Origin of the sequence: Kitasatospora cineracea, from assembly GCF_003751605.1 — a bacterium.
Taxonomy (GTDB): domain Bacteria; phylum Actinomycetota; class Actinomycetes; order Streptomycetales; family Streptomycetaceae; genus Kitasatospora; species Kitasatospora cineracea.
The window spans coordinates 1,779,901-1,805,641 of sequence record NZ_RJVJ01000001.1 but is presented as its reverse complement, the minus strand read 5'-3'; the positions used below and the strand labels follow the sequence as shown (position 1 = coordinate 1,805,641).

Below are 25,741 nucleotides of genomic sequence, written 5' to 3'. Positions count from 1 at the left end.
GCGCCGTCTACGGGGTGGCGCTCGGCGAGGCGCCCGGGGCCGGGGCGGGCGCGGGCTCCGGGCCGGTCCAGTAGACCGTGCCGCCGCAGCCGGCCGGCAGCGTGGTGTCGACCGGCGGGCCCGCGGAGGCGGCCGGGTCGGGGGTGTAGCCGAGCGTGAAGGCGGCGGCCGGCGGGGGGGTGGCGGTCGCGCCGCCGGTCGGGGCGGCGGTCGGGGACGGGTCGGTCCCGACCGCGGCCCGGGTCGGTCCGGGGGTCGGACCGGCGGCGGACACGGGGTCGGCGCCGGTGCCGGCGGGCACCTCGGCACTGCTGGCCGCCGGGGTGGCCGACGGCGGCCCGGCCGGACCGGTGGGCGTGCCGGAGGCGGTGGCGCAGCCCGTCGGCACCCAGGCGAAGCGGACCAGGTACGAGCCGCCCGCGTCGAGCAGGACCGCGGCGGGCAGCGCCGCCGGATCGGACAGCGAGCCGGCCGGGTCGCCGACGGTGTGCGCGAGCAGGCGGACGCCGGACGCCCCGCTGCCCAGTGCGAGCACCCCGGGGCCGGGGACCCGGCAGGGGCGGGGGCCGGTGTTGGTCAGCCGGAACCAGCCGTACACCGTGCCGTCGGCCGGGTCTGCGGCGTCCTGCCGGACGTCGGCCCGGCCGAGGTCGGTGCGGGCGCAGGGCGGGACGGCGGCGGGCGGGGCGGCGGGGCCGGGGTCGGCGGACGGGTTGGGGAGCGTCTCGGGGCCGGTGCCGGTCGGTCCGGCGGTGGGCAGGGCGGCGGCGGTGTGCGGGCGGCCGGGGTGGGGGCCGGGCGACTTGGCGGGGCTGCTGCCGGGGCCGGGCGCGGCCTGGCCGCCGGTGGAGTCGCCGGAGAGGCTGAACGGCTGGGTGGCGTCCACCACGGGCAGCGCGGCGATGGCGGCGGCCAGCACCACGGCCCCGCCCAGGGCCCGTCGGCGCACGGCACGGCGGCGCGGCACGGCGGCGCGCAGCCGGGGCAGCGCGCCGGGCCCGGGTTCGACGGCGGCGACGGCGCGGTGCAGCCGTTCGCGGAGCCGGTCCTCGGTCAGCGCGTCGTCCGGGCGGGGGGCCCTGCCCTCAGTCATCGGCGTGCTCCATCCGCGCCCGCAGGGCGGCGAGCCCGCGCGACCCGTACGCCTTCACCGAGCCGATGGAAATGCCGAGCACCTCCGCGACCTGAGCCTCCGTCAGGTCCGCGTAGTAGCGCAGCACCAGTACCTCCCGCTGACGGCGTTGCAACCCCCGCAGCGCGGCCTTGAGTTCGTCGCGCTCCAGCGCATCGTAAGCCCCCTCTTCTGCACTGGCCATGTCAGGCATGGGCTTGGGCAGCAGTCGGAGGCCGAGCAGGCGGCGGCGCAGGGTCGACCGGGACAGGTTGACCACGGTCTGCCGCAGGTAGGCGAGCGTCTTCTCGGGGTCGCGGACCCGGCGCCGGGCGGCGTGCACCCGGATGAAAGCCTCCTGCACGACGTCCTCGCAGGAGGAGAGGTCGTCGAGCAGCAGCGCGGCCAGCCGCAACAGGGATCGGTAGTGGGCCCGGTAGGTGTCGGTGAGCTGGTCGACGCTGGCCCCGGTCGCGTCCGCTGCCGCCGCAGCAAAGCCCATCCGACTACCGCCCCGCCGGGCCGCCCCGGGCAGGGCGACCGCCACCGCCGCCCCGGTCACGTTCATCACGATGGTTGGACACACGATCCCCTGTCCTGGTTGCCCCGGCCCGGGGGCATTCTTGCGAGAAGGGGAATCCCCCTCCCGAGCGCACTGGCTCCGAAGGGGGATTCTGGCAGACCCGGCGGACGGGCCGGGTCCGCTTCACCCGTCCCGCACACAACCGTTGCGGTGTGGGTATCCGGCGGACCCGGACGGGCCCGCTGCGTCTCAGCGGCCGGTGCCGCCGTAGACGACCGCCTCGTCGCTGTCGCTGTCCAGGCCGAACGCGGTGTGCACGGCCCGGACCGCCTCCGGCACGTCCTCGGCGCGGGTGACCACCGAGATCCGGATCTCCGAGGTGGAGATCAGCTCGATGTTCACGCCCGCCTCGGAGAGCGCCTCGAAGAACGTCGCGGTGACGCCCGGGTTGGAGCGCATGCCGGCGCCGACCAGCGAGATCTTGCCGATCGCGTCGTCGAAGCGCAGCGACTCGTAGCCGATGCCCTCCTTGACCCGGTTCAGCGCGTCGATCGCCTTCTGGCCCTCGTTGGTGGGCAGCGTGAAGGAGATGTCGGTCAGGCCGGTGGCCGCGGCCGACACGTTCTGCACGACCATGTCGATGTTGACCTCGGCATCCGCGATCGCGCGGAAGATCCGGGCCGCCTCGCCCGGCTTGTCGGGCACGCCGACGACGGTGACCTTGGCCTCCGACGTGTCGTGGGCGACTCCGGAGATGATGGCCTGCTCCATCTCGCCCCCTTCGGGCTTCTGGTTCGGGTTGGTGCCGCTGACGATCGTCCCCGGCAGACCGGAGAACGACGATCGTACGTGAATCGGGATGTTGTAGCGCCGCGCGTACTCCACGCAGCGGTCGAGCAGCACCTTCGAGCCGGACGAGGCCAGCTCCAGCATGTCCTCGAAGGCGATCCAGTCGATCTTGCGGGCCTTCTTGACCACCCGCGGATCGGCGGTGAACACGCCGTCCACGTCGGTGTAGATCTCGCAGACCTCGGCGCCCAGCGCGGCCGCCAGGGCCACCGCGGTGGTGTCCGAGCCGCCGCGGCCCAGCGTGGTGATGTCCTTCGAGACCTGCGACACGCCCTGGAAGCCCGCCACGATGGCGATGTTGCCCTCGTCCAGGGCGGCCCGGATGCGGCCCGGCGTGACATCGATGATGCGCGCCTTGTTGTGGGTCGAGTCGGTGATCACGCCGGCCTGGCTGCCGGTGAACGACTGGGCGTCGAAGCCCAGCGTCCGGATCGCCATCGCCAGCAGCGCCATCGAGATGCGCTCTCCGGCGGTCAGCAGCATGTCGAACTCGCGGCCGGACGGAATAGGGGTCACCTGTTCCGCCAGCTCAATGAGCTCGTCCGTGGTGTCACCCATCGCGGAGACCACGACGACGACCTCGTGGCCGGCCTTCCTGGTGTCCACGATGCGGCGGGCGACGCGCTTGATGCCTTCGGCATCCGCGACGGATGAGCCGCCGTACTTCTGCACGACAAGGCCCACGGGGGCTCCTCGACTCGGGGTGGTAGGTCGCGGCCAGTCTAACGAGCAGGGGTTCCCCGACCGACGCTTTCCACATGGTGAGATGCGAATATCGCACTCTGGTCACCACCGACCGGCAGGTCTGCGGGCCCCGGCCGCCCGCCCCGAAGAATCGCCGCCCGGGCCCCGCCCGCCACCCGGAATCTTCGCCTCCGCGCCGCGGATGACGGATGCGTCACACCCCGGCGCGGACACCCCTCCGGCAGCTCCGCGGCGCCCTTCCCGGAGCCCCTCGCGGAGCCCTTCGCGGCCCCCGGAGCCCCCGGGGCCGGCCCCGCGGAGCCCCGGGCCCGGCCTTTCGGAGCCCCGGGCCCGGCCCCTCGGCTAGAGCCCGAGCTCGGCCGCCATCAGGTCGCCCGCCTGCTGCTCCAGCTGCTCGTCCGTCAGCCCGTCGTCGTCGGTGTCCGCGCCGTCCGGCACCGCGCCCAGCGGCGAGTCCAGCCGCACGTGCGCGATCAGCGACTGCAGTGCGCGCAGCACCGCCGAGCAGGTCGAACCCCAGTTGGACAGGTACGAGAACTGCCACCACCACAGCGCCTCCGAGACCCGGCCCTCGCGGTAGTGCGTCAGCCCGTGCCGCAGCTCGCTGACCACCCCCGCCAGGTCGTCCGAGATCCGGAACGCGCTGGGCTTCTCCGGTGGCCCGTACGGGTCGAAGACCTCGTGGTAGACGTCGATCGGCGCCAGCAGCTCGGCGAGCCGCTCGCGCAGCTCCACCCCGTCCGGCTCCGGGCCGGCGTCCGGCTCGAAGCGGTCCTCCGGCAGCACGTCCTCGATCGCGCCCAGCCGGCCGCCCGCCAGCAGCAGCTGGGAGACCTCCAGCAGCAGCAGCGAGATCGCGCTGCCCGGTTCGTCGCCCTTGGCGACCTCGGTGACGGCCAGCACGAAGCTCCCCACCGAGTCCGCGATCTGCACCGCGAAGTCGTCCGGGGCCTCGGTGCGGCCCAGCGGGCCCGGCAGTCCGTCCGTCAGGTCAGTGGTGTCGGTTCGGTCAGACATCGAGCAGTCGTCTCCCTTCGAACGCCCGGCCGAGGGTGACCTCGTCGGCGTACTCCAAGTCCCCGCCGACGGGCAGTCCGCTCGCCAGCCGGGTGACCTTGAGGCCCATCGGCTTGCACAGCCGGGCCAGGTAGGTCGCGGTCGCCTCCCCCTCCAGGTTGGGGTCGGTGGCCAGGATCAGCTCGGTGACCGTGCCGTCCGCGAGCCGGGTCATCAGCTCGCGGATCCGCAGGTCGTCCGGACCGACCCCCTCGATCGGGCTGATCGCCCCGCCCAGCACGTGGTAGCGGCCGCGGAACTCGCGGGTCCGCTCGATCGCCACCACGTCCTTGGGCTCCTCCACCACGCAGATCACCGCGAGGTCCCGGCGCGGGTCCAGGCAGACCCGGCAGTGCTCGGCCTCCGCGACGTTGCCGCAGACCGCGCAGAACCGGACCTTCTCCTTCACCTGCTGCAGCGCGTGCGCCAGCCGGCGCACGTCCACCGGATCGGCCTGCAGGATGTGGAAGGCGATCCGCTGGGCGCTCTTCGGACCGACTCCGGGCAGCCTGCCCAGCTCGTCGATCAGGTCCTGCACCACGCCCTCGTACACCGCCACGCCTTCCTTCGACCGGGGCTCGCACCCCGGTGCCGTCTCCGGTGCCATCATCCAACGAATCGGGCGCCGGACACACCGCCCGGCGCCCTACCGGCCATAAATCACATCGCCCGTTACCCGGCGTTCCGCGCCGTGCGCCCGGCGTACCCGGCGCGTGTAGCGCGTGCGGCGCTGGTCGGCGTGCCCGGCGCGCTCCGTCCCAGCGGTGGGTACCGGACGCGCCGGGCGGACGGCTCGGGGTTCGGCCGGAAGTCAGAACGGCAGGCCGGGGATGCCACCGCCGCCGCCCAGGCCCTGGGTCAACGGGCCCATCCGCTCGGCCTGCAGCTTCTGCGCCGCCGCGGCGGCGTCGCGCACCGCGGCCACCACCAGGTCGGCCAGGGTCTCGGTGTCCTCCGGGTCGACCGCCGCCGGGGAGATGGTCAGCGCGACCAGCTCGCCCGCGCCCGTCGTCGTCGCCTCCACCAGGCCGCCGCCCGCGGAACCCGACACCCGCGCCTCGGCCAGCTCCTGCTGCGCCCGGGCGAGGTCCTCCTGCATCTTCTGCGCCTGCTTCAACAGCTGCTGCATGTTCGGCTGCCCACCAGGGAACACGGAACTCTCCTCGATCCGTCGACACTGCACACACCGGCGCGCGCCCGGCCGAAACCGCCCGCACCGGCACCTCGTCCCCGAGCCTACGCGGCCGCCCGTCGGCCCCACGTCAGTTCCGCCCGCTCCCCCGCCGCGGTGGGGACGGGGGCACGGGCGGCGGGGATCAGCTCGGACGGTGGTGGATCTCCTCCAGCACCGTCGCGCCCAGCTCGCGGACGATCAACTCCTGGGCGGAGAAGACGTCCTCGTTCAAGTCCGGGTCGTCCTCCTCCGGGACGTCGTCCTCCGGCGCCACCGCAGGCGGGGCCTGCACCGGCTGCGGCCGCTGTTGCTGCGGCGGCTGCGACTGCTGTTGTGGCGACTGCTGCTGCGGGGAAGGGGCGGACGGCGGCGGGACCGGGGCGGCGGCGGGGGCAGGCGCCGGCTGGGCCGCCGGGGCCGGCTGCTGGTACTGCGGCGCCGGTGCCTGCGGGGCCGGGCGCGGGGCCGCCGGAGCACCCCAGCTGCCGGCCGCCGGCGCCGGGGGGGCCGAGGACTGGGCGGACGGCGGGTTCGTCGCACCGGACGGGTCGACGATGCACTCCACCCGCCAGTCCACGCCCAGCGCGTCCGACAGCGCCTGCTTCAGCACCTCGTCGCTGTGACTGCCGACGAAGCTGTCCCGGGCGCCCGCGTTGACGAACGACACCTGCAGCGTGCTGCCGTCGAACCCGGCCACCTGACCGTTCTGGCTCAGCAGGATCCAGGTGAACCGGCGGCGGTTCTTCACCGCCTCCAGGATCTGCGGCCACATCTGCCGGATCTGCCCGGCGCCCTGCTGCGCCGCCGCCGAGGGCTGCGCACCGACGGGCGGCTGCGGCTGTGACTGCGGCTGCGGCTGCACGGGGGCCTGTTGGACCTGTTGGACTTGTTGGATCTGCTGGACGGGAGCGGCCGGGGCCACCGGAGCGGCCTGCTCGGCGGGCGGCTGCTCGCCGGTCGGGAAGCTGCGCGGGATCGGCCAGGCGCCCGGGGTGGCACCGGCCGGAGCCGGAGCCTGAGCCGGGGCCTGCACCGGCGCAGGGGCGGGAACGGGGGCGGGGGCGGGGGCGGGGGCGGGCACCGGCGCGGGGGCCTGCTGCACCGGGGGCTCGGGCGCGGCGGCCATCGGCTGGAACGCCACCGGGGCGGCGAAACCGCCCGTGGCGGCCCGGCGCTCCAGCTTGTCCAGCCGGGCCTGCACCGAGAGCTCGTCGCCGTACGCGCCGGGCAGCATCACCCGGGCGCAGATCAGCTCCAACTGCAGCCTGGGCGCGGCGTTTCCGCGCATCTCGGTCAGGCCGGTGTTCACCAGGTCCGCGGCGCGGCTCAGCTCGGCCGGGCCGAAGCGGTCGGCCTGCGCCTGCATCACCGCGATCCGGTCGGCCGGGGCGTCGATCAGGCTCTTCTCCCCCGCGTCCGGCACGGTGGCCAGGATCACCAGGTCGCGCAGCCGCTCCAGCAGGTCCGTCACGAACCGCCGCGGGTCGTGCCCGCCCTCGACCACCCGGTCGACCACCTGGAACACCGTCGCGCCGTCCTGCGCCGCGAACGCGTCCACCACCTCGTCCAGCAGCGCCGCGTCGGTGTACCCCAGCAGCGCCGTCGCCATCTGGTACGTCACACCGGCCTCGCCGGCGCCCGCCAGCAACTGGTCCATCACCGACATCGAGTCACGCACCGAACCCGCGCCGGCCCGCACCACCAGCGGGAACACCGAGTCCTCGACCTGGATCTCCTCCCGGCCGCAGACCTGCGCCAGGTAGTCGCGCAGCGTGCCCGGCGGCACCAGCCGGAACGGGTAGTGGTGGGTGCGGGACCGGATCGTCCCGATCACCTTCTCCGGCTCCGTGGTGGCGAAGATGAACTTCAGGTGCTCCGGCGGCTCCTCCACCACCTTCAGCAGCGCGTTGAAGCCGGCCGAGGTCACCATGTGCGCCTCGTCCAGGATGAAGATCTTGTACCGGCTGTGCACCGGCGCGAAGAACGCCCGCTCGCGCAGTTCGCGCGCGTCGTCCACACCACCGTGCGAGGCGGCGTCGATCTCGATCACGTCGATCGAGCCCGGACCGCCCGTCGCCAGGTCACGGCAGGACTGGCACTCCCCGCACGGATCGGGGGTCGGGCCCTGCTCGCAGTTCAGGCAGCGGGCCAGGATGCGGGCGCTCGTCGTCTTTCCACACCCCCGCGGCCCGCTGAACAAGTACGCGTGGTTGACCCGGTTGTTGCGCAGGGCCTGCTGGAGCGGGACGGTCACGTGCTCCTGCCCGATGACCTCCGCGAAGGTCTCGGGGCGGTAGCGGCGGTACAGGGCTAGGGACACACCCCCGAAGATATCGGGACCGGCCGACAAACGCGGACGCCCACCCACCAAACACCCCGGCAAACGCAAGGACCCCTCGCGCACCCGCCAGAGCCCTCCTACCCTTGCTGCCTTCCGGCCCTGGGGGGGTTCAGAGAGATGACGCCACACGAGGGGCTGCCCCAAGAGTAGCGGATCCCGGCCCCCACTCCCCCCACCCACCCCCGAACACCCCCCGATCTCCGATCCCCAGGCCACCCCCACCCCCCACCTGCGAGACCGTGGTCGCAACCACCCCTCTCCATGCACTAAGCTCTCCCACGGAGGATTCGCCTAGAGGCCTAGGGCGCACGCTTGGAAAGCGTGTTGGGGGCAACCCCTCACGAGTTCGAATCTCGTATCCTCCGCCTTTGCCTAGCAAGGCAGTTGAAGGCCCCGACCGGGTTCCCGGCCGGGGCCTTCTTCGTGCCCTGGTCTCAGTTTTGGTCTCAGTTCCGATTTTTGGGCTCAGCGGCGGCCGGGCCCCATCTGTGTCCGGGGGTGAGACCAGCTCCCGCCGGAGCACCCTGCAGCAGCCTTCGCCCGGCCAGGCTCTGGGTCGTGTCCAGAGCCCGCTCGTCGGGAGTGCAGCAGGCGGTGGTGCCATAGCAGGCGTCCGGCGCAACGTTCCCTTGTCGAAGACATTGGCGTCGGCCTGGCCGCCGGTGTTGTGGTGGTCGCCGTGCTGTTCGGCCAACCGACCCCAGCCACCGAGGACGTTGTCGTCCCGCACGGCGACCACCACCCGGCCGAGGCCGCCTGCCGCGAAAACCAAAGGACCCTTCCGCGAGCACTCCCGCCGTCCCATCCGTGCTGTTCGCCCGCGCGTAGAACGCCGGGGCCGCAGCCTTCATCACCCTCCTCGGTGGCGGCCGGGCCGAGGCCCGCTCGGCCGGTTTCGCCCCTGCCGACGCCGTGAACCTGGCCGTGGTCAAGGCCCAGGCCGAGGCAGGCATCAACATCTCCGCTGAGACCCCGAAGGTGCTCGTCTCCGAAGCCGTCCGAGCATCCGACGCAGTGATCGCCATGGGCTGCGGCGATACCTGCCCCATTTCCCCGGCAAGCGGTACCTGGACTGGGCGCTCGATGCCCCGGCTGGCTAGGGCATCGACGTCGTCCGGACGGTTCGCGCCAAGACCGAGCAGCGCGTCCGCAGCCCGCTCGCCGACCTCGGCGTTGAGACCGCAGCATGAGCGTGGCCATGCGCATCGCCGCTATGGCAACAGAGTGGGGGTCCCGACAAAATGCACCTGGCCAGGAGTAATGCGCACCTCCCAGTGATCGCTTCTCACGCCACCCAAGATCGTTTCCCGGTGCCCGGCGGTGCTTCCACGGCCCTACCCCACCCCGAACCGACGCTGCTTGGCACGGGCGCGCGACACGATCGTCCGCGCGCCGGATGCGTTCATGCGCATACGCGCGAACTCGACGCTCACATCGAACCGCGTCGCCACCTGCTCGTCGGTCCAATCCTTGTAGGCCACCTGGATGGCGGCCTTCATAGGAACCAGGAGTTCGCCCGAGAGAGCGAGGGCCTGCGCCTCCTGCGTCTTCACGACAGGGTCCAGGCTTCGGCACCCTCCGTCGGTGAACACGACGCTGTTGAACTCGTGCTCCAGCAGAAGGTGCGCCATCTCGTGTGCAACGTTTGACCGGCGTCGCTGCGGATTGTGCGAGCTGTTCTCGACGATGAAGCGTGCCGTGCCCACCGGAACCAGAGCCGCAGACCAGGCGCCCGCCCGCTCGCTCGCAAAATATTCCAAGGTCTCCGCTGGGCAGCCTGAGCCGCCGAGTTCACTCAGCGGGTAGACCGGGATGCCGTACTCATCCGCGAGGCGAGCAAGATCGATGGGCTGATGGAGCCCGACCTGAATGCGGGCCCGCTCCTCCAGAGCCAGGTCTTCCAGCGCCTTCTTGGTCCATCGCTGCCCCACGCCTCACCTCGAACCGGACTCTCGATCGGCGGCAAACCGACGCACGGCTGCCCCGATCAGCTCTTCCAAGTGCTTCACGTCTGCCTCGCCCAGGTCGGAGCGGGCTCGCAGTAGCGGGGCAAGCTGCACAAGAAGCTCAGGCTCTTCGGGGACTTCACCCGATCGGACACCCTCGTCAACCATGAAGCTCTCGGCCGGCTCGCCGAGCCAGCTGACCAGCGCGGCGAATGCGTCCACGTCCGGACGGTTGCCGTTGGCCAAGCGCGTCATGGTCGACGGGCTGACGCCCACCTGAACGGCCAGCTGCCTCCACGAAAGGTCCCTCGACGCCCTCGCAGCGTCCAGCGCCGCATAGAGGGCGGCCACGTTCACCTTCGTCCGGGCCATCGCCCTCCTCCTCGGTCTCTGGTTTCCCTTCCTTCTTTCTACCAGTGTTTGACATCTCGAACACCACGGCTTACCTTGATCCTCAAGAGATGTTCGACATCTCAAACAGTGGAGGCATCTCGACACATTCATGCCGAGTGCCTGCGCAGTCCGAGGAACAACGCCATCAAGATCAGAAAGAGGTACCCGATGGAGACCCCCATCGACACGACCGCCAAGACGGACGCCCACCAGCACGTCAGCGTCACCGTCAAGGTCAACAACCAGGACGTGACACTGCCGGACCGCGAGGTGACCGGCCTGGAGATCAAGCAGGCCGCGATCTCGCAGGGCCTGCCGATCGACGTGGGCTTCCAGCTCTCGGTCAAGCGCAGCCATGGCCGGTACGAGGTCGTGGACGACGATGAGCTGATCCGCGTCCACACCCACCAGGAGTTCCTCGCCGTACCGCCGGACGACAACTCGTGACCTCTCCGACACCGGCAATCGCCGAAGCCGTCGAAGCCGTCCGAGCCCAGTTCGCCGGTCATCCGGTCGAAGTGGTCCCGGACGGCTCCGGCGGGGTCTACGTCGTCGTGGAGCAGGTCGAGATCGGAGCGGCTTACGTGCCGTCGATGACCTGGCTGGGCTTCCAAATCAGCGCAGCGTACCCGGACGCCGACATCTACCCGCACTACGTCGGTCCGCTCACCCGCACAGACGGTGGAGCCCACGGCCAGGCCATCCAGTCCGTCACGTGGCAGGACAAGCCTGCCTTGCAGATCTCCAGACGCTCGAACCGCCGCGACCCGAACATCGACAGCGCCGCGCTCAAGGCCGAAAGGATTCGCAAGTGGCTCGCCGACCAGTGAACCCGCCCGCCACGGGCTGGAGCCTCACCATCCCGCCCAAGATCTGGGACCGTCTGTCGGATCACGTCCTGGGGTCCGCCGCCCGCGGCGCCGTCCTTCTCGCCGGCCTCGCCGACGGGCCGCGAGGACCTCGGCTACTCGCCCGCGAGCTGATCCTCGCCGACGAGGGCAGGGACTACATCCCCGGCGAGTTCGGCCACCGGGCTCTTGCCCCGACCTTCGTCCGCGACGCGGTGATCAGGGCCCGCGACGAGGGACTGGCCTACATCGCCGCCCACGCCCACCTCGGACTCGACCACGTGGGCTTCTCCGAGATCGACCTGGCCAGCCACGAGCGCGGCTACCCCAGCCTCAGCCAGATCAGCGGCCAGGTGGTCGGAGCGCTCGTAATCACCGACCACGCCGCAGCCGGAGATCTCTGGCTGCCCGACGGCCGCCGGGAAGAACTGGCAGAAACGATCATCCCGACCGGGAACCTGCTGCGGCTGCGCTCCCAGCCGGCCGAGGAAGGGCGCCCGGATTCCCTGCACGACCGCCAGGCGCGCCTCCTCGGCGACCTGGGCCAGGAGACGCTCCGTCGGTTGCGCGTTGCCGTCGTGGGGCTCGGGGGTGTCGGCAGCATCCTCGTCGAGGAGCTCGCCCGGCTGGGCGTGGGCGAGCTCGTCCTGATCGACGACGAGACGGTCGAGGAGACGAATCTGCCCAGGCTCGTCGCCTCCGGGCGCGAGGACATCGGGCGGCTCAAGACGGAGGTCGCCGCGCGCAACGCGCGACGCGCCAACCCGGATGTCCGGCTGATCGAGATCGCCCGGCGTGTGGAACGTCCGGAGTCGCTGGAGGAACTCGTTCGCTGCGACTGGATCTTCTTGGCCGCCGACGGTGACGCTGCCCGCCACTGGGTGAACGGCACCGTCCAGCAGTACCTCGTCCCGGCCACCCAGGTCGGGGTCAAGGTCCCGCTGACTCCTCAGGGAGATGTGGGACAGATCCACACTGCCACCCGTCTCGTGTTGCCCGGCTCGGGATGCCTGTGGTGCAGCCGGCTCATCGACCCGACCCGCTTGGCCGTCGACATGCACCCTGCGGGGGAACGCGATGCGGCGCAGTACGTTCCCGGAGTCCCCGCACCGAGCGTGATCACCCTGAACACACTCGCGGCCGGCGAGGCGGTCAACCACTTCGTGTTCGCGGTGGTCGGCCTGCACGATGAGGAGAACGACCACGCCTCGGTGATCCACCGGCCTCGAACACGCCAACGCGATCTCCAGGAACCTCGGCAGGATCCGACCTGCCGCTGGTGCACATCGACCGGACGGCTCGGGCTCGGACGGAAGGGAAGCACACCGTTCTGAGCAGTACCTCGGAGGCGTTCCAGTAGGTCGGGAACGCCTCCGGCCCGTTGGTAGGGCCTGAAAGGCGGGAGCGAGTTCACGGGCGGGGGTGACGCAGCGTTCGACACCAATGCGTGTGGCGGGGACAAGGGATTCGGTGGTGACGGCGAAGGCCCGGCTCGGTGCCATTGGCCTGCAAAAATGCCTTGGCCTAGTAGGTGAGGAAGATGCCGCAGATTTTGTTGTGGGTGCCGGGCAGGAAGGCCATGTCTTACGTTCTCGCCTGACTAGGGGGTCTGTTCACTCGCGCCGAGGGCCCGACCGCATCGCGGTCGGGCCCTCGGCGCGAGTGAACAGACGATCTGAGCCGACGCTTGCTCAGGCCGCGTCTTCGTTAGGCTCCTCCGGCCAGATCCGATGTCCCCCACAGAGCCGCGCCGATCTTCTGGCCGACGTCGTGCAGCATCGGGTCGGTGACGTGCTGGTAGCGCTTGGCCATCGAGGCCGAGGACCAGCCCATGATCGCCATGACGATCCGCTCGGGGACGCCGAGCAGGAGGAGGACGGTCGAGGCGGTGTGGCGGGCGTCGTGGAGGCGGCCGTCGCGGATGCCGGCCTCGCGCAGCAGGCGCTTCCAGTGGTGGTAGTCGGTGCTGGGGTTGAGGGGATGGCCGGTCTCGTCGGTGAAGACGTAGCCCTTCTCCACCCAGAGGTCGCGGGCGAGGGCGCGCTCGCGGTCCTGCTCCTCCTGGTGGTGGCGGAGGACGACGGCGAGCGGTTCGGGCAGCGGGACCGGGCGGCGGCCGGCGCGGGACTTGGTGTCCTTGGTCTCGCGGCGGACGGCCACCTTCTGCGGGCAGAAGCCGGGCTTGCGCCCGCAGCGGTCGCCGCAGCCGTGCCGGTACTTGGGCCGCAGTCGGCCGCGCTTGACCCAGGCGACGCCTCGGGCGAAGTCGACGTCCTTCCACTGGAGCCCGAGCACCTCGCCCTGACGCAGGCCGAGGGCGAGCGCGAAGATCCAGCGGGCGGAGTTCCGCCGCTGGCGGGCCGTGTCCAGGATCGCCTGAACCTCTTCGACCTCATAGGGCTCGATCTCCTCCTCTTCGAGCTTCGGGGCCTTGGCGACGGTGGCGACGTTGCGGGTCAGGTGGCCGCGCCGGACGGCTTCGGCGAGCGCGACGCGGACGGTGCGGTGGGCCTGGTGGGCGGTACCGGCGGCGCTGCCGTTGGCCTGCATCCGCTTGTAGAAGCGCTCCAGGTGCTCGGGTTCGAGCTTCTCCAGGCGGTGGGCGCCAACGCCGGGCACGAGGTGGACGCGGACGGCGACCTCGTAGCCGTCGTAGGTGTTCTCGCTGACGGTGCCGGGGACGATCTCCTTGATCCAGTGGGCCAGCCACTTGCCGACGGTCCACTTCTGGCCGGCCTTGGGCACGGTGCCGTCGTCGCGGAGCTTCTCCAGCTTCCGGACCTTGGTGGTGACCTCGGCGCGGGTCTTGGCGCTGACGTGGCGACGGTCGGGCGTGCCGTCGTCCTTGACGCCGACGGTGACGCGGCCGTGCCAGCGGCCGTCGTTGCCCTCGTAGATCGAGGAGTCGCCGTTGGGCTTGCGGGTGTTCGCCATCGGTTCCCCTCTCAGGCCGCGAGGGTGACGGGCGAAGTGGCGGCCCGGGTGCGGGCGGCCATGTACTCCTTGAGCGCCTCGGCGGGCACGCGGCGGAGACGGCCGATGGTGACGGACGGGACCTCGCCGGAGGCGACGAGGGCGTACATCGTCGTCCGGCCGACGCCGAGTCGGCGAGCGGCTTCTTCGACCGTGAGCGCGACGAGGGTGGGGTCGGGCGCTTCCGTGGCGCAGGACAGGACGAGGCCGACGAGCTGCTGCTCGGTGAGGTCGAGCGCGCCGGCGAGGCGCGCCAGGGACAGGGGCGTTTCGGGCATGGAGGTTCCTCCCAACGGCGCGGGGCAACGCGCCGTCGTGGCGACTGGTGGGATGGGCGGTGGTCGGGGTTGGGCTTCGCGGCGTCCTTCGGCGTTCGTAGCGCCGGAGGACGGGCGGTGAGGAGGGACGGGGTCGGTGGGCGGGACCGGCACACTACGGCGGTCCCGGCCGGGAACCTAAAACGATCTTGGCCAGGCGGACTCGCCTTGCCTTTTAGGTTTCCGGCCGCCTCCGGGCGACGATGGGCCCGCGAGGCCGGCGCGTCACGACGGGGTGCTGGCTGCGAGGGCTACTGGTCGGCACCGGGAGGCTTGCGGAGCGGATCCCAGGGCGAGTTGGGAGCCGGGTACCACTCGGTCTCGGCTCTGGCGGAGCCGACGTCGACGCCTTGGGCCGCGAGGCGCTCGGCGATCTCGTCGTACTCGCGCTCGGCCTCTTCCAGCCGGGCCTTGGCTGCCTGCTCCAGGTCGCGGGCGGTTCTCCACTCCTGCTCGGCGGCCTGGACGCGGAAGCCGGCCTCCTGGAGTTCGTAGTCCGGCTCGTCGGGCCCGGCGACGGCCTCGGTCATGAAGTTGCCCACCGGGACGCTGAGCGCCTTGGCCAGGCCGATCACCTCGTCGAAGCGGAGCGGGCGGGTGCCGTTCTCGATCTTGGCGATCTGGGTCTGGTGGAACTTGAAGCCGAGCCGGGTCATGCGCTCGGCCACGTCCTCCTGGGAGAGGCGGGCGGCCTTGCGCAGAACCTTCAGGTTGTGGGCCACCAGGGCCTCGCCCTCCAGGGGCGTGAAGCGATGCACCATGAGGTTGACCATACCAACCTCCCTTCGCTTGAGATCGGCGGCGCGAGCGGACCTTCAGAAGGTAGCAGCATCATCCATCCAACCTCCAAGGGATTGAAGGCAGTCTGCACGAAACCTTCACATTCGAGGCCAGCCAGCATGCATGCCCCAAGAGGTTGAGAAAAATATGCCTGAATAGCTTGACCAGGGGCACCCCGCCATGCCTATGCTGTCGATGTCAGCATGAAGAACCCAACCGAAGGGAGGTTGAACGGGTCGAGTCGGCCCGAGCGCCTCTACAGAAAACGCGAAGCCCCCGGCGCTACGAACACCGGGGGCTGATCGGAAACCTCGCCACCGCCCATCCCAGGACAGTCGACCTACGGCGGATCGGGTTGCCCCCCGAAGCCGCCGAGTGAGGAATCGCCATGACCGAGGGTACTGCCTCCCACCTCCCTCCCACAGCCCCTTCCGTGCCCGACTGGCCGCCGGTCGCCAGGCCCGGCAAGCCCGGGGCCCACCACGAAACCCCTATCGTCGCTCCGTCCACAGGCTGTGGACAGGAGTCCGCCGAGGCGGAGACCCCCACGGCCGCCGCCGTGGACTGGGTCGACGCGATGCCGGACGCCGAGGCCGGCGAGGGCTCGGAGGTCCTCGGGCAACTGAAGGGCCTGATCGCCAACTTCGTGATCCTGCCGTCCGAGCAGGCCCTGGACGCCGTGACGCTGTGGGTGGCGGCGACCCACCTGCAGGGCTCGTGGCAGCACGCCCCGCGCCTGGCGGTGGTCGGCCCGGCGAAGCGGTGCGGCAAGTCGCGGCTGCTGGACGTATTGACCGAGACCGTTCACCAGCCGGTGCTGACGGTGAACTCGACCCCGGCGGCGGTGTTCCGCTCGATCACCGAAGAGCCGCCGACCCTGCTGGTCGACGAGGCGGACACGATCTTCGGCAGCCCGAAGATGGCGGAGAAGAACGAGGAGATGCGCGGCCTGCTGAACGCCGGGCACCAGCGCGACCGCTACGTGCTGCGGGTGGTCGGCAACGACCACACCCCGCGCAAGTTCCACACCTTCGCCATGGCCGCCATCGCCGGAATCGGCGACCTGCCCGACACGATCATGGACCGCTCGATCGTGGTCCGCATGCGCCGCCGCGCCGAAGGCGAGTCCGTCGCGCCGTACCGCACCAAGCGCGACAGCCCCTCCCTCCACGCCGTCCGCGACCGGCTCGCCCGCTGGAGCGCGCCGCTCACCGACCGCGCCCTGAACTGGGAACCGCGCATGCCGGTGGAGGACCGCGCGGCCGACACCTGGGAGCCCCTGGTGATCGTCGCCGACCTCGCCGGAGGCCACTGGCCCCGCCTGGCCCGCCAGGCGTGCAGGCGGATGGTCGCCGCCGAGGCGCAGACCGAGGAGGACAACCCCGGCGGCGCGCGGATCCTCGCCGACATCCGCCGCATCTTCCACGCCGCCGGGGAGCCGGAGAGCATCGCCACCGACCAGCTGCTGTTCACCCTCAACGGCGACCCCGAGGGTCCGTGGGCGGAGTCCGGCCGGGGCGGGCTGAGCCCGCGTGGCCTCGGCGCGATGCTCCGCGAGTTCGGCATCTCCTCCGGCAACGTCCGCATGCCCGACGGAACCCAGCGCAAGGGCTACCTGCGCAACAAGTTCCTCGACGCCTGGCGCCGCTACTGCCCCACCGTCCACCCCACCACCGGCAGCAGCACCGCCACGAGCACGGCCAGCGGCATGGTCAGCAGAGGCTGACCACCACCCCGTGTTGCCGTCCCTGCCGTCCCAGCCGTAACAGCGCAGGTCACCGCACCTACAGCCGAGACGGAACGCCACGCCAAGACGGCACCGGCATCCGTACCGAGACGGGTCAAGCCGCTGCCGGGACGGCAGACGTCCCCGCCCGCCGCCGCCCCAGCCACGGGGTGCCAGCGGCAGGCCGGCCCGGGACGGCAACCACACCCGTCTTGTGCCGTCCCAGCCGTCCCTGCCGTAAAACCGCAGGTCAAAGACCGTCAGACCGAGACGGATAAGCGTCCCGAGACGGATGGCGCGACCGTCCCGAAACTGAACACCCCTACCCGAAGCCGCACCCACCAGCGGCCTCGGGGAGGGGCGCCGAGACGGCAGGACGGCAAAGACGGCACTTCCGCACACCACCCACTCCACCTGCGAGGACTACCTTCCGCATGCCCGTCACCCGCCCACGCCGCACGTTCCGCCCGGACGCCGTCCTCGTCCAGGCCGCCATCGCGGGCGCCCTGTCCTTCGCCCACCTTCACGACATCGCCGACGCCGCCGGACAGCACGGCTGGAAAGCCTGGGCCTACCCCGTCTCGGTCGACCTGCTGCTCGTCGCCGCCTGGAACCGGATGCGGACCCTGCGCACCACCGATCGCCCGGCCGGCACCGCCTGGACCTGGTTCGCCATCGCCCTGGCCGCCTCCCTCGGCGCGAACGTCGCCACAGCCGGGCTCCTCGACCTCGACCGCGTCCCGGCCTGGCTGCGGATCCTGGTCGCCGGGTGGCCCGCCCTCGCCTTCCTCGGCGGCACCCTCCTCACCCACGGCACCACCACGGCCGGGGCCACCGCGAAGCCGGTACCCGCCCTCGACGAACTGCCGCTACCCGAGGGCGCCGAGCCCACCGTGGTGCCCCCGGTCGTCGAACCCGCTCCGCCGACCGCGCCGGAGCGGCCCGACCCGTCCCGCGACGAGTCGGCGGCCGACCGCGAGGACGTCCGGCCCGACGCGCGAGAGCCGGTGGTCGGGACCAAGCGCACCGGCCGCAGGCCCGCCGCCTCCATGGACGAGCTGGTCGAGATGGTCCGCCCGGCCGTCGAGAAGCTCGGCATCACCCAGGCCCTGGTCAAGAAGACCCTGCGCGAGGAGGGCATCCCGATCTCCAACGAGCGCCTCGCACAGCTGACTCAGCGCCTCAAGGACGAGCTGGTCGACTCGCAGGCGGCCTGATGCCCCCACCACCCGCCGGACGGTGCCAGGCGGGCACCCTCTCCCCCTCCCCAGCCGGTGAGTACCGGTGCCCCGCATGTCGCCGGTGCGGGGCACCGGAAGTCCCGCCCCCGCCTTCCGCACCGGATGACCCGGCACTGCCGAACCGGATCCCCAGCCCGACAACCATCCGCATCCCGCACGCACCGCTGCCCGCCGCACGCATGTCCCGACAGAAAATCCGGAGGCCCCCGTGCCCAACCCGAACGACCACCACACCACTGCCCGCGCACTGCCCGAGGAGGGCTCCAAGGGCGGTAGGCTGATCGGCCGTCTGCTTCTCGCGTTCGGCAACTCGGCTCCTGGCGGAGCCAGTTGTACCCAGTCTCCGACACTTCGCGCGGGACTGGGTGCCCCCGCCCCAGGGGTGGCGGAGGAGGCCCGGCGCGAGGGCGCGCCGAGCTGGAAGGTCCAGGCCGAGGGCGGCCCGGACCCGGACAAGCTCAACGCGCTGCAACTCGACGTCCTCGCCCCCGCCGATCAGCGCGCCGCGCCGACGCTCGCCGCCGACGCGAGCGTGCGCGCGACGCGAGACGCGTTCCTGCACGCGAAGACCGCCGCCCTCGACGTCCCGAAACTGAACGTCCCCAAAGGCGCTCAGCCGATGCCCACCCGCAAGTCCCGGAAGCGCGCCGAAAGTCGTCGCGAGAGGCGGGTCGGGCCGGTCAGCTTCGCCGAAGGCGAGTACGCCGAGCTCCTCGACGCCGCCCACCGCCACGGCTACGGCGGCACGATCTCCGGATACCTCGGCGACATCGCGCTCGCGTTCATCCGGGGTGACTTCACCGTCGACCTGCCCCTGCACACCGATCGCCTCGCGCTGCAGGAGTTCCGGGCCGAACTCCTGCGGGAGGTCAACGCCATCGGCAACAACATCAACCAGATGGTCCACGTGCTGCACCGCGACGACCGCCTCGAACCGGACAGCCGCGAGCGCCTGATCCGCCTGGAGCACCTGCTCCTCGACATCGCCGAAGCCCTGCTCATCCCCACCGTCCACCACGCCGTCCCCGAAGGAGGCACAGCAGCGTGATCCCCTCCATCAAGGCCCCCGGCAGCAACACCCGCGGCCTGCTCGCCTACCTCTACGGGCCCGGCCGCCAGGACGAGCACACCGACCCGCACATCGTCGGCTCCTTCAGCCCGCTCGGCCTGCGCGATCCCGGCCGGGACCCGGACGCCACCCTCACCCAGCTCGCCCGGATCCTCGACGAGCCGGTGAACCTGCGCAACAGCGGCTTCGGCAAGAAGGTCACCGGCCACGTCTGGCACTGCCCCGTACGCGCCGCCCCCGGCGACCGCTACCTCTCCGACGCCGAGTGGGGCGAGATCGCCCGCCGCACCGTCCACGCCGCCGGCATCGCACCCGACGGCGACCCGCACGGCTGCCGCTGGATCGCCGTCCGCCACGCCGACGACCACATCCACATCCTCGCCACCACCGTCCGAGAGGACGGCCGCCGCCCCAAGCTCCACGGCAGCGCCAAGCGCGCCCAGGCCGAGGCCCGGAAGATCGAGCAGGAACTCGGCCTCCACCAGGTCCAGCCCGGCGACCGAACCGGCGAGCGCCGCCCCACCCAAGCCGAGATGCACAAGGCCGACCGCCTCGGCTGGCAGCAGACCAGCCGCGAGTGGCTCCAGGACCGCATCCGCGACGCCATCCCCCACGCCGCCAGCATGGAGGAACTCTTTGCCTACCTGGAGGCCGACGGCGTCGAGGTCAAGATCCGCCGCCTGCCGTCCGGCGACCTCCAGGGCTATGCGGTCGGCCGCCCCGGCGACACCAACGCCGAGGGCGAGCAGATCTACGTTCCGGGCGGGAAGATCGCCCCCGACCTGTCCCTGCCCAAGCTCCGTGCCCGTCTCGCCGCCTCCGCGCCGGAGGAGCACCCCACCGCCCGCCGCAACCGGCCCAGCAGCAGCTGGCAGCGCACCACCGACGCCCTCGACCGCGTCCACCAGCACCTCGCCGAGGACAGCACCGCCGGTGACGAAGGGGACGGTGCACTCGGGCAGGCGCAGATCACCGCGCTGGGCGACATCATCAACGCCACCGCCCAGGCCGCCCCGCAGGAGCTGCGGGCCGAACTGCGAGCCGCCACGCGGGCATTCGCCCGCGCCCAGCGCTCCCAGGTCCGCGCCGACCACCAGGGCGCCGCCGACCTGCGCCGAGCCGCCCGCGACATCCTCCACGCGAGCGGCGGGCCCGACGGCAATGCCCTCGCCGTTATGGTCGCGGCGCTGGTGTGGGCGGCGGTCCTCGCCGGCCGCTGGCACCAGGCCCGCGGCCACGCCCAGCAGGCCCACGCTGCCCGGCAGACCGTCCAGCACCTCCAGGCCGCCTACGACCAAGCCGCCGCCGACCAGCTCGCCGCCCTCGCCAACCGCCGACCCGGACCGGAGATCACCAGCACCCTCGCCGGAGACGTCCGCTCCGCCGTCCCCGACCACGCCACCCGTATCCTCACCGACCCGAACTGGCCCGCCCTGGCCACCGTCCTCGCCGATGCCCAAGCCCTCGGCCACCAGCCCCGACAGCTCCTCCAGGAGGCCGCCGCCAGCCGCGAACTCACCACCGCCCGCCTGCCCGCCAAGGTCCTCCTCGGCCGCATCCAGCACACCAGCCGCAACCCCGCACCCAACCCCGCCGCCGAAGCCGCCCGCCGCCGCTCCCCCGCCGCCACCGCCCTCGGCCTGCGAGCCGCCCCGTCCACCGAACCGACCGCACCGCCCACCGCACCGGTCGGCACCCCGCCACGCCGGACCCGCTGAGCCCACCCCGCAAGGAGCCACCCCTGAAGATCCACCCGCTCGCCGACATGTTCCCGATGCTCGCCGAGGACGAGCTGCACGACCTCGCCGAGGACATCAAGGCCCACGGACTGCTTACGCCCATCGTCCGCGACCCCGACGGCGTCCTCCTCGACGGCCGCAACCGCCTCGCCGCCTGCGAACGCGCCGGCGTCGAACCCCGCTTCACCACCTACGACGGCACCGACCAGGCCGAATACATCTGGCTGTCCAACGTCCGCCGACGGCACATCAGCGCGGGCCAGCGCGCCATGATCCAGGCGATGATCCTTTCACTCTCGGGACACTCCCTGCGCACCCACGCCAAGCTCCACGACGTCAGCCGCTCCCGGCTCTCCCTCGCCAACACCGTCCTCCAGAGCGCGGCCGACCTCGCCGAACAGGTCCGCGCCGGCAAGCTCTCCCTCGACGCCGCCGCCGCCACCGTGCGCGAGCGCAAGGCCAAGGCCGCCGCCGTCCAGGCCGCGTTCGACCACCTCCGCATCCACGCACCCGACCTGGCCGCCCAGGTCACCGAAGGCGAACTCGCCCTCGACGCCGCCACCCGCGAACTCGGCCAGCGGCAGGCAGCCGTCCGCCGCGACCAGGACCACCTGACCGCCATCGCCGAACGGTGGGACACCCTCCGGGAACTCGCCCGCGAGCCCGACAGCCTCCACACCTTCCAAGTCCTCGACGGCCTCACCACCGACCACCGCGCGCTGGTCAGCCGCCTCATCGTCGGCGAAGCCGAGCCCCGCGCGACGGAACAGGTCGCCTGACCCACCCGGAGTCGACCCAACTCACCTGCTGTGATGTCGGTTTGATGTCGTCTGCGGCGGCCGGGAACACCACCGGCCGCCGTACGTCTTGTGGTGTCGCTGAACCCGTCACCGGCCGAAGGGCACCACTTGACCGACCCCAGACCCGACCACCGCCCCGTCGTCCGAGCCGTCCCCCACCCCGGCGAACTTGACGCCCGCGGCATCCCCATCACCTGCGCCCACTGCCACGCCCGCCGCGACTGGCTCCTGCTCAACGTCCTCCACCAGGTCTTCGTCCGCTGCCGCTGCGCACACGAGTGGGAGGAACCCGACCTCACCCGCGCCTACTTCGACCTGCACTTCACCGAACCCGAACACGAGTGGGAGAACTACGACGACGCCATGACGGCACTGGGCTTCGACGGCCTGCTCGCCGGGACAACGTGGAACTGATCTCCAGCATCCGTCGGGGCCAGCGCACTCCAGCGCTGGCCCCGACGGCCTTGGTTTCCGGACCGGTCAGCGGCGCGGTCACCTGCCCGAGAACGACCAACCGGTACGGCGGTGGCGGCCCGGACGGCCACTGACCGCAGGTCTCCCGCTTTGAGCGACGGCCGGTGCGGGACCAGCCGGTTCGTCGTTGAGGAGGATCGAGCGCCACACCCGCTCCTGGAGTTCCCGGATGCACGGTTCGCAGCCGTACATGGCCGCCTGGGCGCCGGCGACGCTGGCCGGGCCGATCCACAGGACTCTGGTCCACTGCTGGCCGCAGTAGAGCCAGCAGAAGCCGTCGACCCAGTGGTTGCCGTCGTCGGTCGACGGTGGCTCGGGCAGTCCGCCGCGCGCGAACTCGGCGATGCCGGGCACCACCAGGCGCGGCGCCGACAGTTCGGCCAACACGGCCTCACTCCTCCCCTGAACCATCGCTGCCGACCGTGCGGTCGGGGAACTGGGCTGCGGTTGTGTCAGGTTCGGCGATCTCGCCGGCCTCCAGCCCGTCGAGCGGTACCCACTCGTGCTCCAGGATCGAGTAGGTGATCGAGTCACGCCAGGCTCCGTTGACGAAGACGTGGTCGCGAATGCGGCCGTCCTCGGTCATGCCTGCCCGCAGGAGGGTCCGGGCGGACGCCTCGTTCAGGGGGGAGCGTGCGGCCCAGATCCGGTGCAGGCCCAGGAGATTGAAGCCGAGGGCGGACAGGAGGTGAACGACCTCGGTGCCGTGGCCCTTGCCCCACTCGGCAGGGTGGAGGGCGAAACCGATGGTGGCGGCCTGCTGGGGCTCCGTCGCCAGCCGGGCGTAGCCGATCAGGCGGTGGTCGCCGTGGCGGGTGACCGCGAGGCCGTACTCGGTTCGCGGGTCGGCCTTCGCCGAGTCGATCGAACGGTCGACGATCGCCTGCACCTGGTCGCGGGTGCGGGGCTCGAAGCTGAGATGCCGGGTGGCCTCGGGGTCGCCGTAGATGGCCAGGAGGTCGTCGGTGTCGCCGGGTTCGATCTCGCGCAGCGTCAGGCGGGGGCCGGTCACGTGGACTGGGGTCATGACCGCGGAGCCTATCCGCGGGCTCACCGGACGAGGACCGACGTCGGCGTCGCGGTGAACGCCTCGATCTCTTCCCGCAGGCCGGCCGCCGCGCCCCCGCCCCGGTGGGCGTCGAACGGCAGTGCGGCGTGGACCCGCTGGGCGCTGCTGGTGATGCCGAAGTTCCGCTGCTCGATGGGGAGGTCGAGCACCGGGCGGACGGCCTCGATGGCGCCTTCGATCTCGCCGCGGGCGATGCGGGCGAGGGCGAGGTCGGTCTGGGCACCGGCCTCGTCGCCGAAGGCCCACTCGTCCTCGTTGGCGGTGCGGTACGCGGCGACGGCCGCCTCGGCGCGGCTCTCACCGAGCGCGGGGTCCTCGCCGAGGTGCACGGTGGCTTCGGCGACGTAGTAGAGCTGCCGGGGGACGGGGAAGGTCATGATGCCGCCGAAAGCGTCCAGGTCGTCGGGTTCTGCAGCGGCCCGGGCGTCCTCGGCACGTTGGATGGCGGCGCGGGTAGCCTCGCCGTTGCCGAGGAGGGCGTGGGCGCGGGCGGAGAGGCAGGCGAGCCAGACCCCGGTGGTGCCGCGGACGTTGCCGGTGGCGCTCTGCCCGAGATCGGCGTAGTCGGCGGCTTCGGCGGGGCGGCCCGCCCAGTAGGAGATGAGCGACTGGAGCGAGCGGACCCAGGCACGCATGGCGTGGTGGTCGGCGTTGTCGGCGCAGACGAAGGCGGTGCGGGCCTGCATCATGGCGGCGCTCGGGTTGCCGAGGTCGTGGCTGGCCTTGGCGAGCATGCCGGAGGTGATGCCGGCGAGTAGGTACAGCTCGCGGGCCTGCAGCGGCTTGACCCGGCCGTGCTCCAGGAGCCGGAAGGTCAGGTCCTGGACCTCGACCAGGTCCCCGAGCAGGGTCGGCAGCGCGAGCCTGGGGTACGCGACGGTGAGCCGCCGTACCTCGTCCTGGATCTGGCCCAGGGTCTCCGGGCCCACACTGCTTCCTTCCGCCATCGCACTGAAGCGAAGCGCACGACGAGCCGCCATCGCGACCTGCCTTTCCAATTCCGTGGTGCCCGCGTCGAGGCGGGACTCGCTGCTGAACGGTCCTCCGGCGGGCAGGGTCGCCGCCCGCTCGGAGGGGAGGAGGGCAGGGACCGCCCGTGGGGGCGGGACGACGAGCGGAGACGCCGTGCGAGGCGGCGGGCCGACGGGAGCCGGGGCGATCAGTTGGTCGACCCCGACGTCGAACATGGCTTCCAGGACCCGGCACTGGTCCGGGTAGGGGCGGGTCTTCACCTTGCCCCCGTACCAGCGTTCGAACTGCCGCTTGGAGACCGACAGCCCCACCAGGCGGGGGTCCGTCTCGGCTTCGGCCAGGCGGACTGCGGCGGCCTCGAACTGACGGCGGAAGGTCGCGTAGACCTGCCAGTGCCGTTCCAGCGTCAAAACCCTTAACAGCGTGGGATTTTCAGCCACCGCGGATTCCTCCGGTCCCCGTTCGTCTGCTTCGACGATAGCCACGGCCGACCGTCAGGACACCCCTTGGGACGGCTCACGGTGCAGATGGCGGCGGCCATGACGGCAGTCATGTCGCACACGTCGCACGCGCCTCCCCGATGGCGAGGAAGACGACGCCCCCATGACGGCGGTCAGGTCGTATCGGTGCCGCAGCCGCCGGGCCATGCTGAACGCCACTTCGCCGTCCGTGAACGAGTGGAAGCGAAGCGTGAGGCCGACGGCCGCGAGCGACAGCGCCGTCCGAGCCGTCCATCCAGCACCACGTGCGCACCGGCCGCCGATCGGAAGGCCGGCAACGGGAGGGAACCGATGGAGAGCACACTGACCGCGCTGGCCGGGCAGATCGCCCAGCTGGCGTCCGTGGACACCGCCCAGTTGGAGCGGATGCGCCACGAAGCCCTGACCGCCCAGGCCCCCTGGAAGGCGGAGTACGGCGCCTACCAGTCCGGGGGCTGGTGGACCACCTCGCTGATGAACGCCTCCGGCGACGCCGCCGACGTCAGGATCAGCGACTGCGCCGCCCGGCCGACCGAGCTGCTGGAGCGGATGCCCGCGACCGCCGCGTACCTCGCCGACCTCGGACTGAACTACATGTGGGTACGGCTCGCCCGGCTGGAGGGCAACGCCTTCCTCTGGGAGCACCGCGACTACGACGAACTCGACCAGGTCGAGCGGCACCGGCTGCACATCCCGCTGCACACCAACAGCTCCGCCTTCCTGGTGACCGGCGGCACCAAGGTGCACCTGGCCGGCGGCCGGATCTGGCGACTCACCCCGACCTACCCGCACGGCGTGTGCAACCTGCTCGGCCCGGACCGGATCCACCTGATCGCCGACGTCTACGCGGACGACGCGTACCAGCGGCTGGCCCGGCACCCCTCGCTCCACCCCGCGGTCGCCGAAGCGCTGCCCGCCGCCGGCCGGACGGTCCTGGCCGAACGCCTGGAGACCGCCCGCACCATGGCCCGGCTGGGCTACCCCGAGGCGGCCGAGCGGATGCTGCTGCGGCTCTTCTACACCTACACCCTGCCCGAGGGCACGGCCTACGACCTGATCGCCGAACTACACACCTCTCTAGGCGACTTGGAGGCCGCGGCTCGCTGGACGGCGGCCAAGACCCGCCTCCTCGCCCTGTCTGCCTGACCCGCTGTCG

The 25,741-nt window shown here is 71.8% G+C and carries 25 protein-coding genes, 1 tRNA gene, 1 other RNA gene and 1 pseudogene; 12 read left to right on the top strand and 16 right to left on the bottom strand.

The genetic code is table 11. From position 1 onward, the window contains the following. Nucleotides 1-7 precede the first annotated feature (7 nt). The 8 genes from EDD39_RS08250 to ffs form a co-directional block, all read right to left on the bottom strand. Nucleotides 8-1,093, bottom strand: a complete 1,086-nt coding sequence (locus EDD39_RS08250) for a hypothetical protein (RefSeq protein WP_123554416.1) — start codon at nucleotides 1,091-1,093, stop codon at nucleotides 8-10. Next, nucleotides 1,086-1,613 (bottom strand): SigE family RNA polymerase sigma factor, encoded by a 528-nt coding sequence (locus tag EDD39_RS08245; protein ID WP_123560251.1) that lies wholly within the window; start codon nucleotides 1,611-1,613, stop codon nucleotides 1,086-1,088. The genes EDD39_RS08250 and EDD39_RS08245 overlap by 8 nt, the downstream gene beginning before the upstream one ends. 270 nt (nucleotides 1,614-1,883) lie before the next feature. Then, nucleotides 1,884-3,167, bottom strand: a complete 1,284-nt coding sequence (locus EDD39_RS08240; RefSeq protein WP_030463234.1) for an aspartate kinase — start codon at nucleotides 3,165-3,167, stop codon at nucleotides 1,884-1,886. Between the two features lie 363 nt (nucleotides 3,168-3,530). Further along, nucleotides 3,531-4,205: a DUF5063 domain-containing protein gene (locus EDD39_RS08235; protein WP_123554414.1), complete on the bottom strand. Its 675-nt coding sequence runs from the start codon at nucleotides 4,203-4,205 to the stop codon at nucleotides 3,531-3,533. Then, nucleotides 4,198-4,797: a recombination mediator RecR gene (recR, locus tag EDD39_RS08230; RefSeq protein WP_030463236.1), complete on the bottom strand. Its 600-nt coding sequence runs from the start codon at nucleotides 4,795-4,797 to the stop codon at nucleotides 4,198-4,200. The genes EDD39_RS08235 and recR overlap by 8 nt, the downstream gene beginning before the upstream one ends. 258 nt (nucleotides 4,798-5,055) lie before the next feature. Next, a complete protein-coding gene (locus EDD39_RS08225; RefSeq protein ID WP_425269743.1) occupies nucleotides 5,056-5,373 on the bottom strand; it encodes a YbaB/EbfC family nucleoid-associated protein in 318 nt (105 codons plus the stop codon). 187 nt (nucleotides 5,374-5,560) lie between these two features. Further along, nucleotides 5,561-7,738, bottom strand: a complete 2,178-nt coding sequence (locus EDD39_RS08220; protein ID WP_123554410.1) for a DNA polymerase III subunit gamma and tau — start codon at nucleotides 7,736-7,738, stop codon at nucleotides 5,561-5,563. A gap of 64 nt (nucleotides 7,739-7,802) precedes the next feature. After that, nucleotides 7,803-7,899: signal recognition particle sRNA small type (gene ffs, locus EDD39_RS08215), an RNA gene on the bottom strand. A gap of 140 nt (nucleotides 7,900-8,039) precedes the next feature. Between ffs and EDD39_RS08210 the strand changes: the two genes are divergently transcribed. Together EDD39_RS08210 and EDD39_RS40730 are read left to right on the top strand one after the other, a co-directional pair. Beyond that, nucleotides 8,040-8,124, top strand: a tRNA-Ser gene (locus EDD39_RS08210). A 484-nt stretch (nucleotides 8,125-8,608) separates the two neighbouring features. Further along, nucleotides 8,609-8,949, top strand: a pseudogene (locus tag EDD39_RS40730) (arsenate reductase/protein-tyrosine-phosphatase family protein). A gap of 144 nt (nucleotides 8,950-9,093) precedes the next feature. Here the strand turns inward: EDD39_RS40730 and EDD39_RS08200 are convergent. Together EDD39_RS08200 and EDD39_RS08195 are read right to left on the bottom strand one after the other, a co-directional pair. Next, complete coding sequence (locus EDD39_RS08200; RefSeq protein ID WP_123554408.1) at nucleotides 9,094-9,690, bottom strand: ImmA/IrrE family metallo-endopeptidase; 597 nt, start codon at nucleotides 9,688-9,690, stop codon at nucleotides 9,094-9,096. A gap of 3 nt (nucleotides 9,691-9,693) precedes the next feature. After that, nucleotides 9,694-10,077, bottom strand: coding sequence for a helix-turn-helix domain-containing protein (locus tag EDD39_RS08195; RefSeq protein WP_123554406.1), 384 nt, complete (start codon nucleotides 10,075-10,077; stop codon nucleotides 9,694-9,696). 189 nt (nucleotides 10,078-10,266) lie between these two features. On the opposite strand from EDD39_RS08195, the gene EDD39_RS08190 reads away from it, so the two are divergent. Genes EDD39_RS08190 through EDD39_RS08180 form a run of 3 tightly spaced genes read left to right on the top strand, consistent with a single transcriptional unit; the run spans nucleotide 10,267 to nucleotide 12,280 of the window. Then, the gene (locus tag EDD39_RS08190; protein WP_123554404.1) at nucleotides 10,267-10,545 is read left to right on the top strand and encodes a multiubiquitin domain-containing protein; all 279 of its coding nucleotides are present in this window, start codon (nucleotides 10,267-10,269) and stop codon (nucleotides 10,543-10,545) included. Further along, nucleotides 10,542-10,928, top strand: coding sequence for a hypothetical protein (locus tag EDD39_RS08185; RefSeq protein ID WP_123554402.1), 387 nt, complete (start codon nucleotides 10,542-10,544; stop codon nucleotides 10,926-10,928). Before EDD39_RS08190 ends, EDD39_RS08185 begins: the two co-directional genes overlap by 4 nt. Further along, nucleotides 10,910-12,280 carry a ThiF family adenylyltransferase gene (locus EDD39_RS08180; protein WP_244256648.1) on the top strand — a complete coding sequence of 457 codons (1,371 nt, stop codon included), beginning with the start codon at nucleotides 10,910-10,912 and terminating at the stop codon, nucleotides 12,278-12,280. Before EDD39_RS08185 ends, EDD39_RS08180 begins: the two co-directional genes overlap by 19 nt. Nucleotides 12,281-12,653: 373 nt before the next feature. On the opposite strand, the gene EDD39_RS08175 is transcribed toward EDD39_RS08180, so the two are convergent. The 3 genes from EDD39_RS08175 to EDD39_RS40255 form a co-directional block, all read right to left on the bottom strand. Next, complete coding sequence (locus EDD39_RS08175; RefSeq protein WP_123554398.1) at nucleotides 12,654-13,880, bottom strand: tyrosine-type recombinase/integrase; 1,227 nt, start codon at nucleotides 13,878-13,880, stop codon at nucleotides 12,654-12,656. An 11-nt stretch (nucleotides 13,881-13,891) separates the two neighbouring features. Beyond that, nucleotides 13,892-14,197 (bottom strand): helix-turn-helix domain-containing protein, encoded by a 306-nt coding sequence (locus EDD39_RS08170; RefSeq protein ID WP_123554396.1) that lies wholly within the window; start codon nucleotides 14,195-14,197, stop codon nucleotides 13,892-13,894. A gap of 290 nt (nucleotides 14,198-14,487) precedes the next feature. Then, entirely contained in the window at nucleotides 14,488-14,997 is a 510-nt protein-coding gene (locus tag EDD39_RS40255) for a helix-turn-helix domain-containing protein (RefSeq protein WP_208765467.1), read from the bottom strand. 407 nt (nucleotides 14,998-15,404) lie between these two features. Here EDD39_RS40255 and EDD39_RS08160 point away from each other — a divergent pair, with 407 nt between their 5' ends. The 6 genes from EDD39_RS08160 (at nucleotide 15,405) to EDD39_RS08135 (ending at nucleotide 22,005) form a co-directional block, all read left to right on the top strand. Further along, complete coding sequence (locus EDD39_RS08160; RefSeq protein WP_123554394.1) at nucleotides 15,405-16,742, top strand: DUF3631 domain-containing protein; 1,338 nt, start codon at nucleotides 15,405-15,407, stop codon at nucleotides 16,740-16,742. A 434-nt stretch (nucleotides 16,743-17,176) separates the two neighbouring features. Next, the gene (locus tag EDD39_RS08155; protein WP_123554392.1) at nucleotides 17,177-17,959 is read left to right on the top strand and encodes a DUF2637 domain-containing protein; all 783 of its coding nucleotides are present in this window, start codon (nucleotides 17,177-17,179) and stop codon (nucleotides 17,957-17,959) included. Between the two features lie 406 nt (nucleotides 17,960-18,365). After that, nucleotides 18,366-19,031 (top strand): MobC domain-containing protein, encoded by a 666-nt coding sequence (locus EDD39_RS08150; RefSeq protein WP_123554390.1) that lies wholly within the window; start codon nucleotides 18,366-18,368, stop codon nucleotides 19,029-19,031. Then, complete coding sequence (locus EDD39_RS08145) at nucleotides 19,028-20,770, top strand: relaxase/mobilization nuclease domain-containing protein (RefSeq protein WP_123554388.1); 1,743 nt, start codon at nucleotides 19,028-19,030, stop codon at nucleotides 20,768-20,770. The genes EDD39_RS08150 and EDD39_RS08145 overlap by 4 nt, the downstream gene beginning before the upstream one ends. 47 nt (nucleotides 20,771-20,817) lie before the next feature. Continuing rightward, nucleotides 20,818-21,570 carry a ParB/RepB/Spo0J family partition protein gene (locus EDD39_RS08140; protein WP_123554385.1) on the top strand — a complete coding sequence of 251 codons (753 nt, stop codon included), beginning with the start codon at nucleotides 20,818-20,820 and terminating at the stop codon, nucleotides 21,568-21,570. A 129-nt stretch (nucleotides 21,571-21,699) separates the two neighbouring features. After that, nucleotides 21,700-22,005 (top strand): hypothetical protein, encoded by a 306-nt coding sequence (locus tag EDD39_RS08135; protein WP_123554383.1) that lies wholly within the window; start codon nucleotides 21,700-21,702, stop codon nucleotides 22,003-22,005. A 78-nt stretch (nucleotides 22,006-22,083) separates the two neighbouring features. Here the strand turns inward: EDD39_RS08135 and EDD39_RS08130 are convergent, their stop codons facing one another. From EDD39_RS08130 to EDD39_RS08120, 3 genes are read right to left on the bottom strand one after another with little or no spacing between them, the layout of a single operon-like run. Next, nucleotides 22,084-22,452: a hypothetical protein gene (locus EDD39_RS08130; protein ID WP_123554381.1), complete on the bottom strand. Its 369-nt coding sequence runs from the start codon at nucleotides 22,450-22,452 to the stop codon at nucleotides 22,084-22,086. A gap of 4 nt (nucleotides 22,453-22,456) precedes the next feature. Next, nucleotides 22,457-23,092, bottom strand: coding sequence for a GNAT family N-acetyltransferase (locus EDD39_RS08125; RefSeq protein WP_123554377.1), 636 nt, complete (start codon nucleotides 23,090-23,092; stop codon nucleotides 22,457-22,459). A 23-nt stretch (nucleotides 23,093-23,115) separates the two neighbouring features. After that, nucleotides 23,116-24,546 (bottom strand): NsdA family TPR-like regulatory protein, encoded by a 1,431-nt coding sequence (locus EDD39_RS08120; RefSeq protein ID WP_208765466.1) that lies wholly within the window; start codon nucleotides 24,544-24,546, stop codon nucleotides 23,116-23,118. A gap of 351 nt (nucleotides 24,547-24,897) precedes the next feature. On the opposite strand from EDD39_RS08120, the gene EDD39_RS08115 reads away from it, so the two are divergent. Then, nucleotides 24,898-25,731: an aspartyl/asparaginyl beta-hydroxylase domain-containing protein gene (locus EDD39_RS08115; RefSeq protein WP_123554376.1), complete on the top strand. Its 834-nt coding sequence runs from the start codon at nucleotides 24,898-24,900 to the stop codon at nucleotides 25,729-25,731. Nucleotides 25,732-25,741: the final 10 nt, after the last annotated feature.

Excerpts from the sequence above, each read along its gene's own strand:
- EDD39_RS08155 (WP_123554392.1), top strand. The coding sequence starts at position 17,177 with ATGCCCGTCACCCGCCCACGCCGCACGTTCCGCCCGGACGCCGTCCTC.
- EDD39_RS08235 (WP_123554414.1), bottom strand. The coding sequence starts at position 4,205 with ATGTCTGACCGAACCGACACCACTGACCTGACGGACGGACTGCCGGGC.
- EDD39_RS08195 (WP_123554406.1), bottom strand. The coding sequence starts at position 10,077 with ATGGCCCGGACGAAGGTGAACGTGGCCGCCCTCTATGCGGCGCTGGAC.
- EDD39_RS08190 (WP_123554404.1), top strand. The coding sequence starts at position 10,267 with ATGGAGACCCCCATCGACACGACCGCCAAGACGGACGCCCACCAGCAC.
- EDD39_RS08175 (WP_123554398.1), bottom strand. The coding sequence starts at position 13,880 with ATGGCGAACACCCGCAAGCCCAACGGCGACTCCTCGATCTACGAGGGC.
- EDD39_RS08140 (WP_123554385.1), top strand. The coding sequence starts at position 20,818 with ATGTTCCCGATGCTCGCCGAGGACGAGCTGCACGACCTCGCCGAGGAC.
- EDD39_RS08160 (WP_123554394.1), top strand. The coding sequence starts at position 15,405 with ATGACCGAGGGTACTGCCTCCCACCTCCCTCCCACAGCCCCTTCCGTG.
- EDD39_RS08115 (WP_123554376.1), top strand. The coding sequence starts at position 24,898 with ATGGAGAGCACACTGACCGCGCTGGCCGGGCAGATCGCCCAGCTGGCG.
- EDD39_RS08125 (WP_123554377.1), bottom strand. The coding sequence starts at position 23,092 with ATGACCCCAGTCCACGTGACCGGCCCCCGCCTGACGCTGCGCGAGATC.
- EDD39_RS08170 (WP_123554396.1), bottom strand. The coding sequence starts at position 14,197 with ATGCCCGAAACGCCCCTGTCCCTGGCGCGCCTCGCCGGCGCGCTCGAC.
- EDD39_RS08225 (WP_425269743.1), bottom strand. The coding sequence starts at position 5,373 with ATGCAGCAGCTGTTGAAGCAGGCGCAGAAGATGCAGGAGGACCTCGCC.
- EDD39_RS40255 (WP_208765467.1), bottom strand. The coding sequence starts at position 14,997 with ATGGTGCATCGCTTCACGCCCCTGGAGGGCGAGGCCCTGGTGGCCCAC.
- EDD39_RS08245 (WP_123560251.1), bottom strand. The coding sequence starts at position 1,613 with ATGGGCTTTGCTGCGGCGGCAGCGGACGCGACCGGGGCCAGCGTCGAC.
- EDD39_RS08250 (WP_123554416.1), bottom strand. The coding sequence starts at position 1,093 with ATGACTGAGGGCAGGGCCCCCCGCCCGGACGACGCGCTGACCGAGGAC.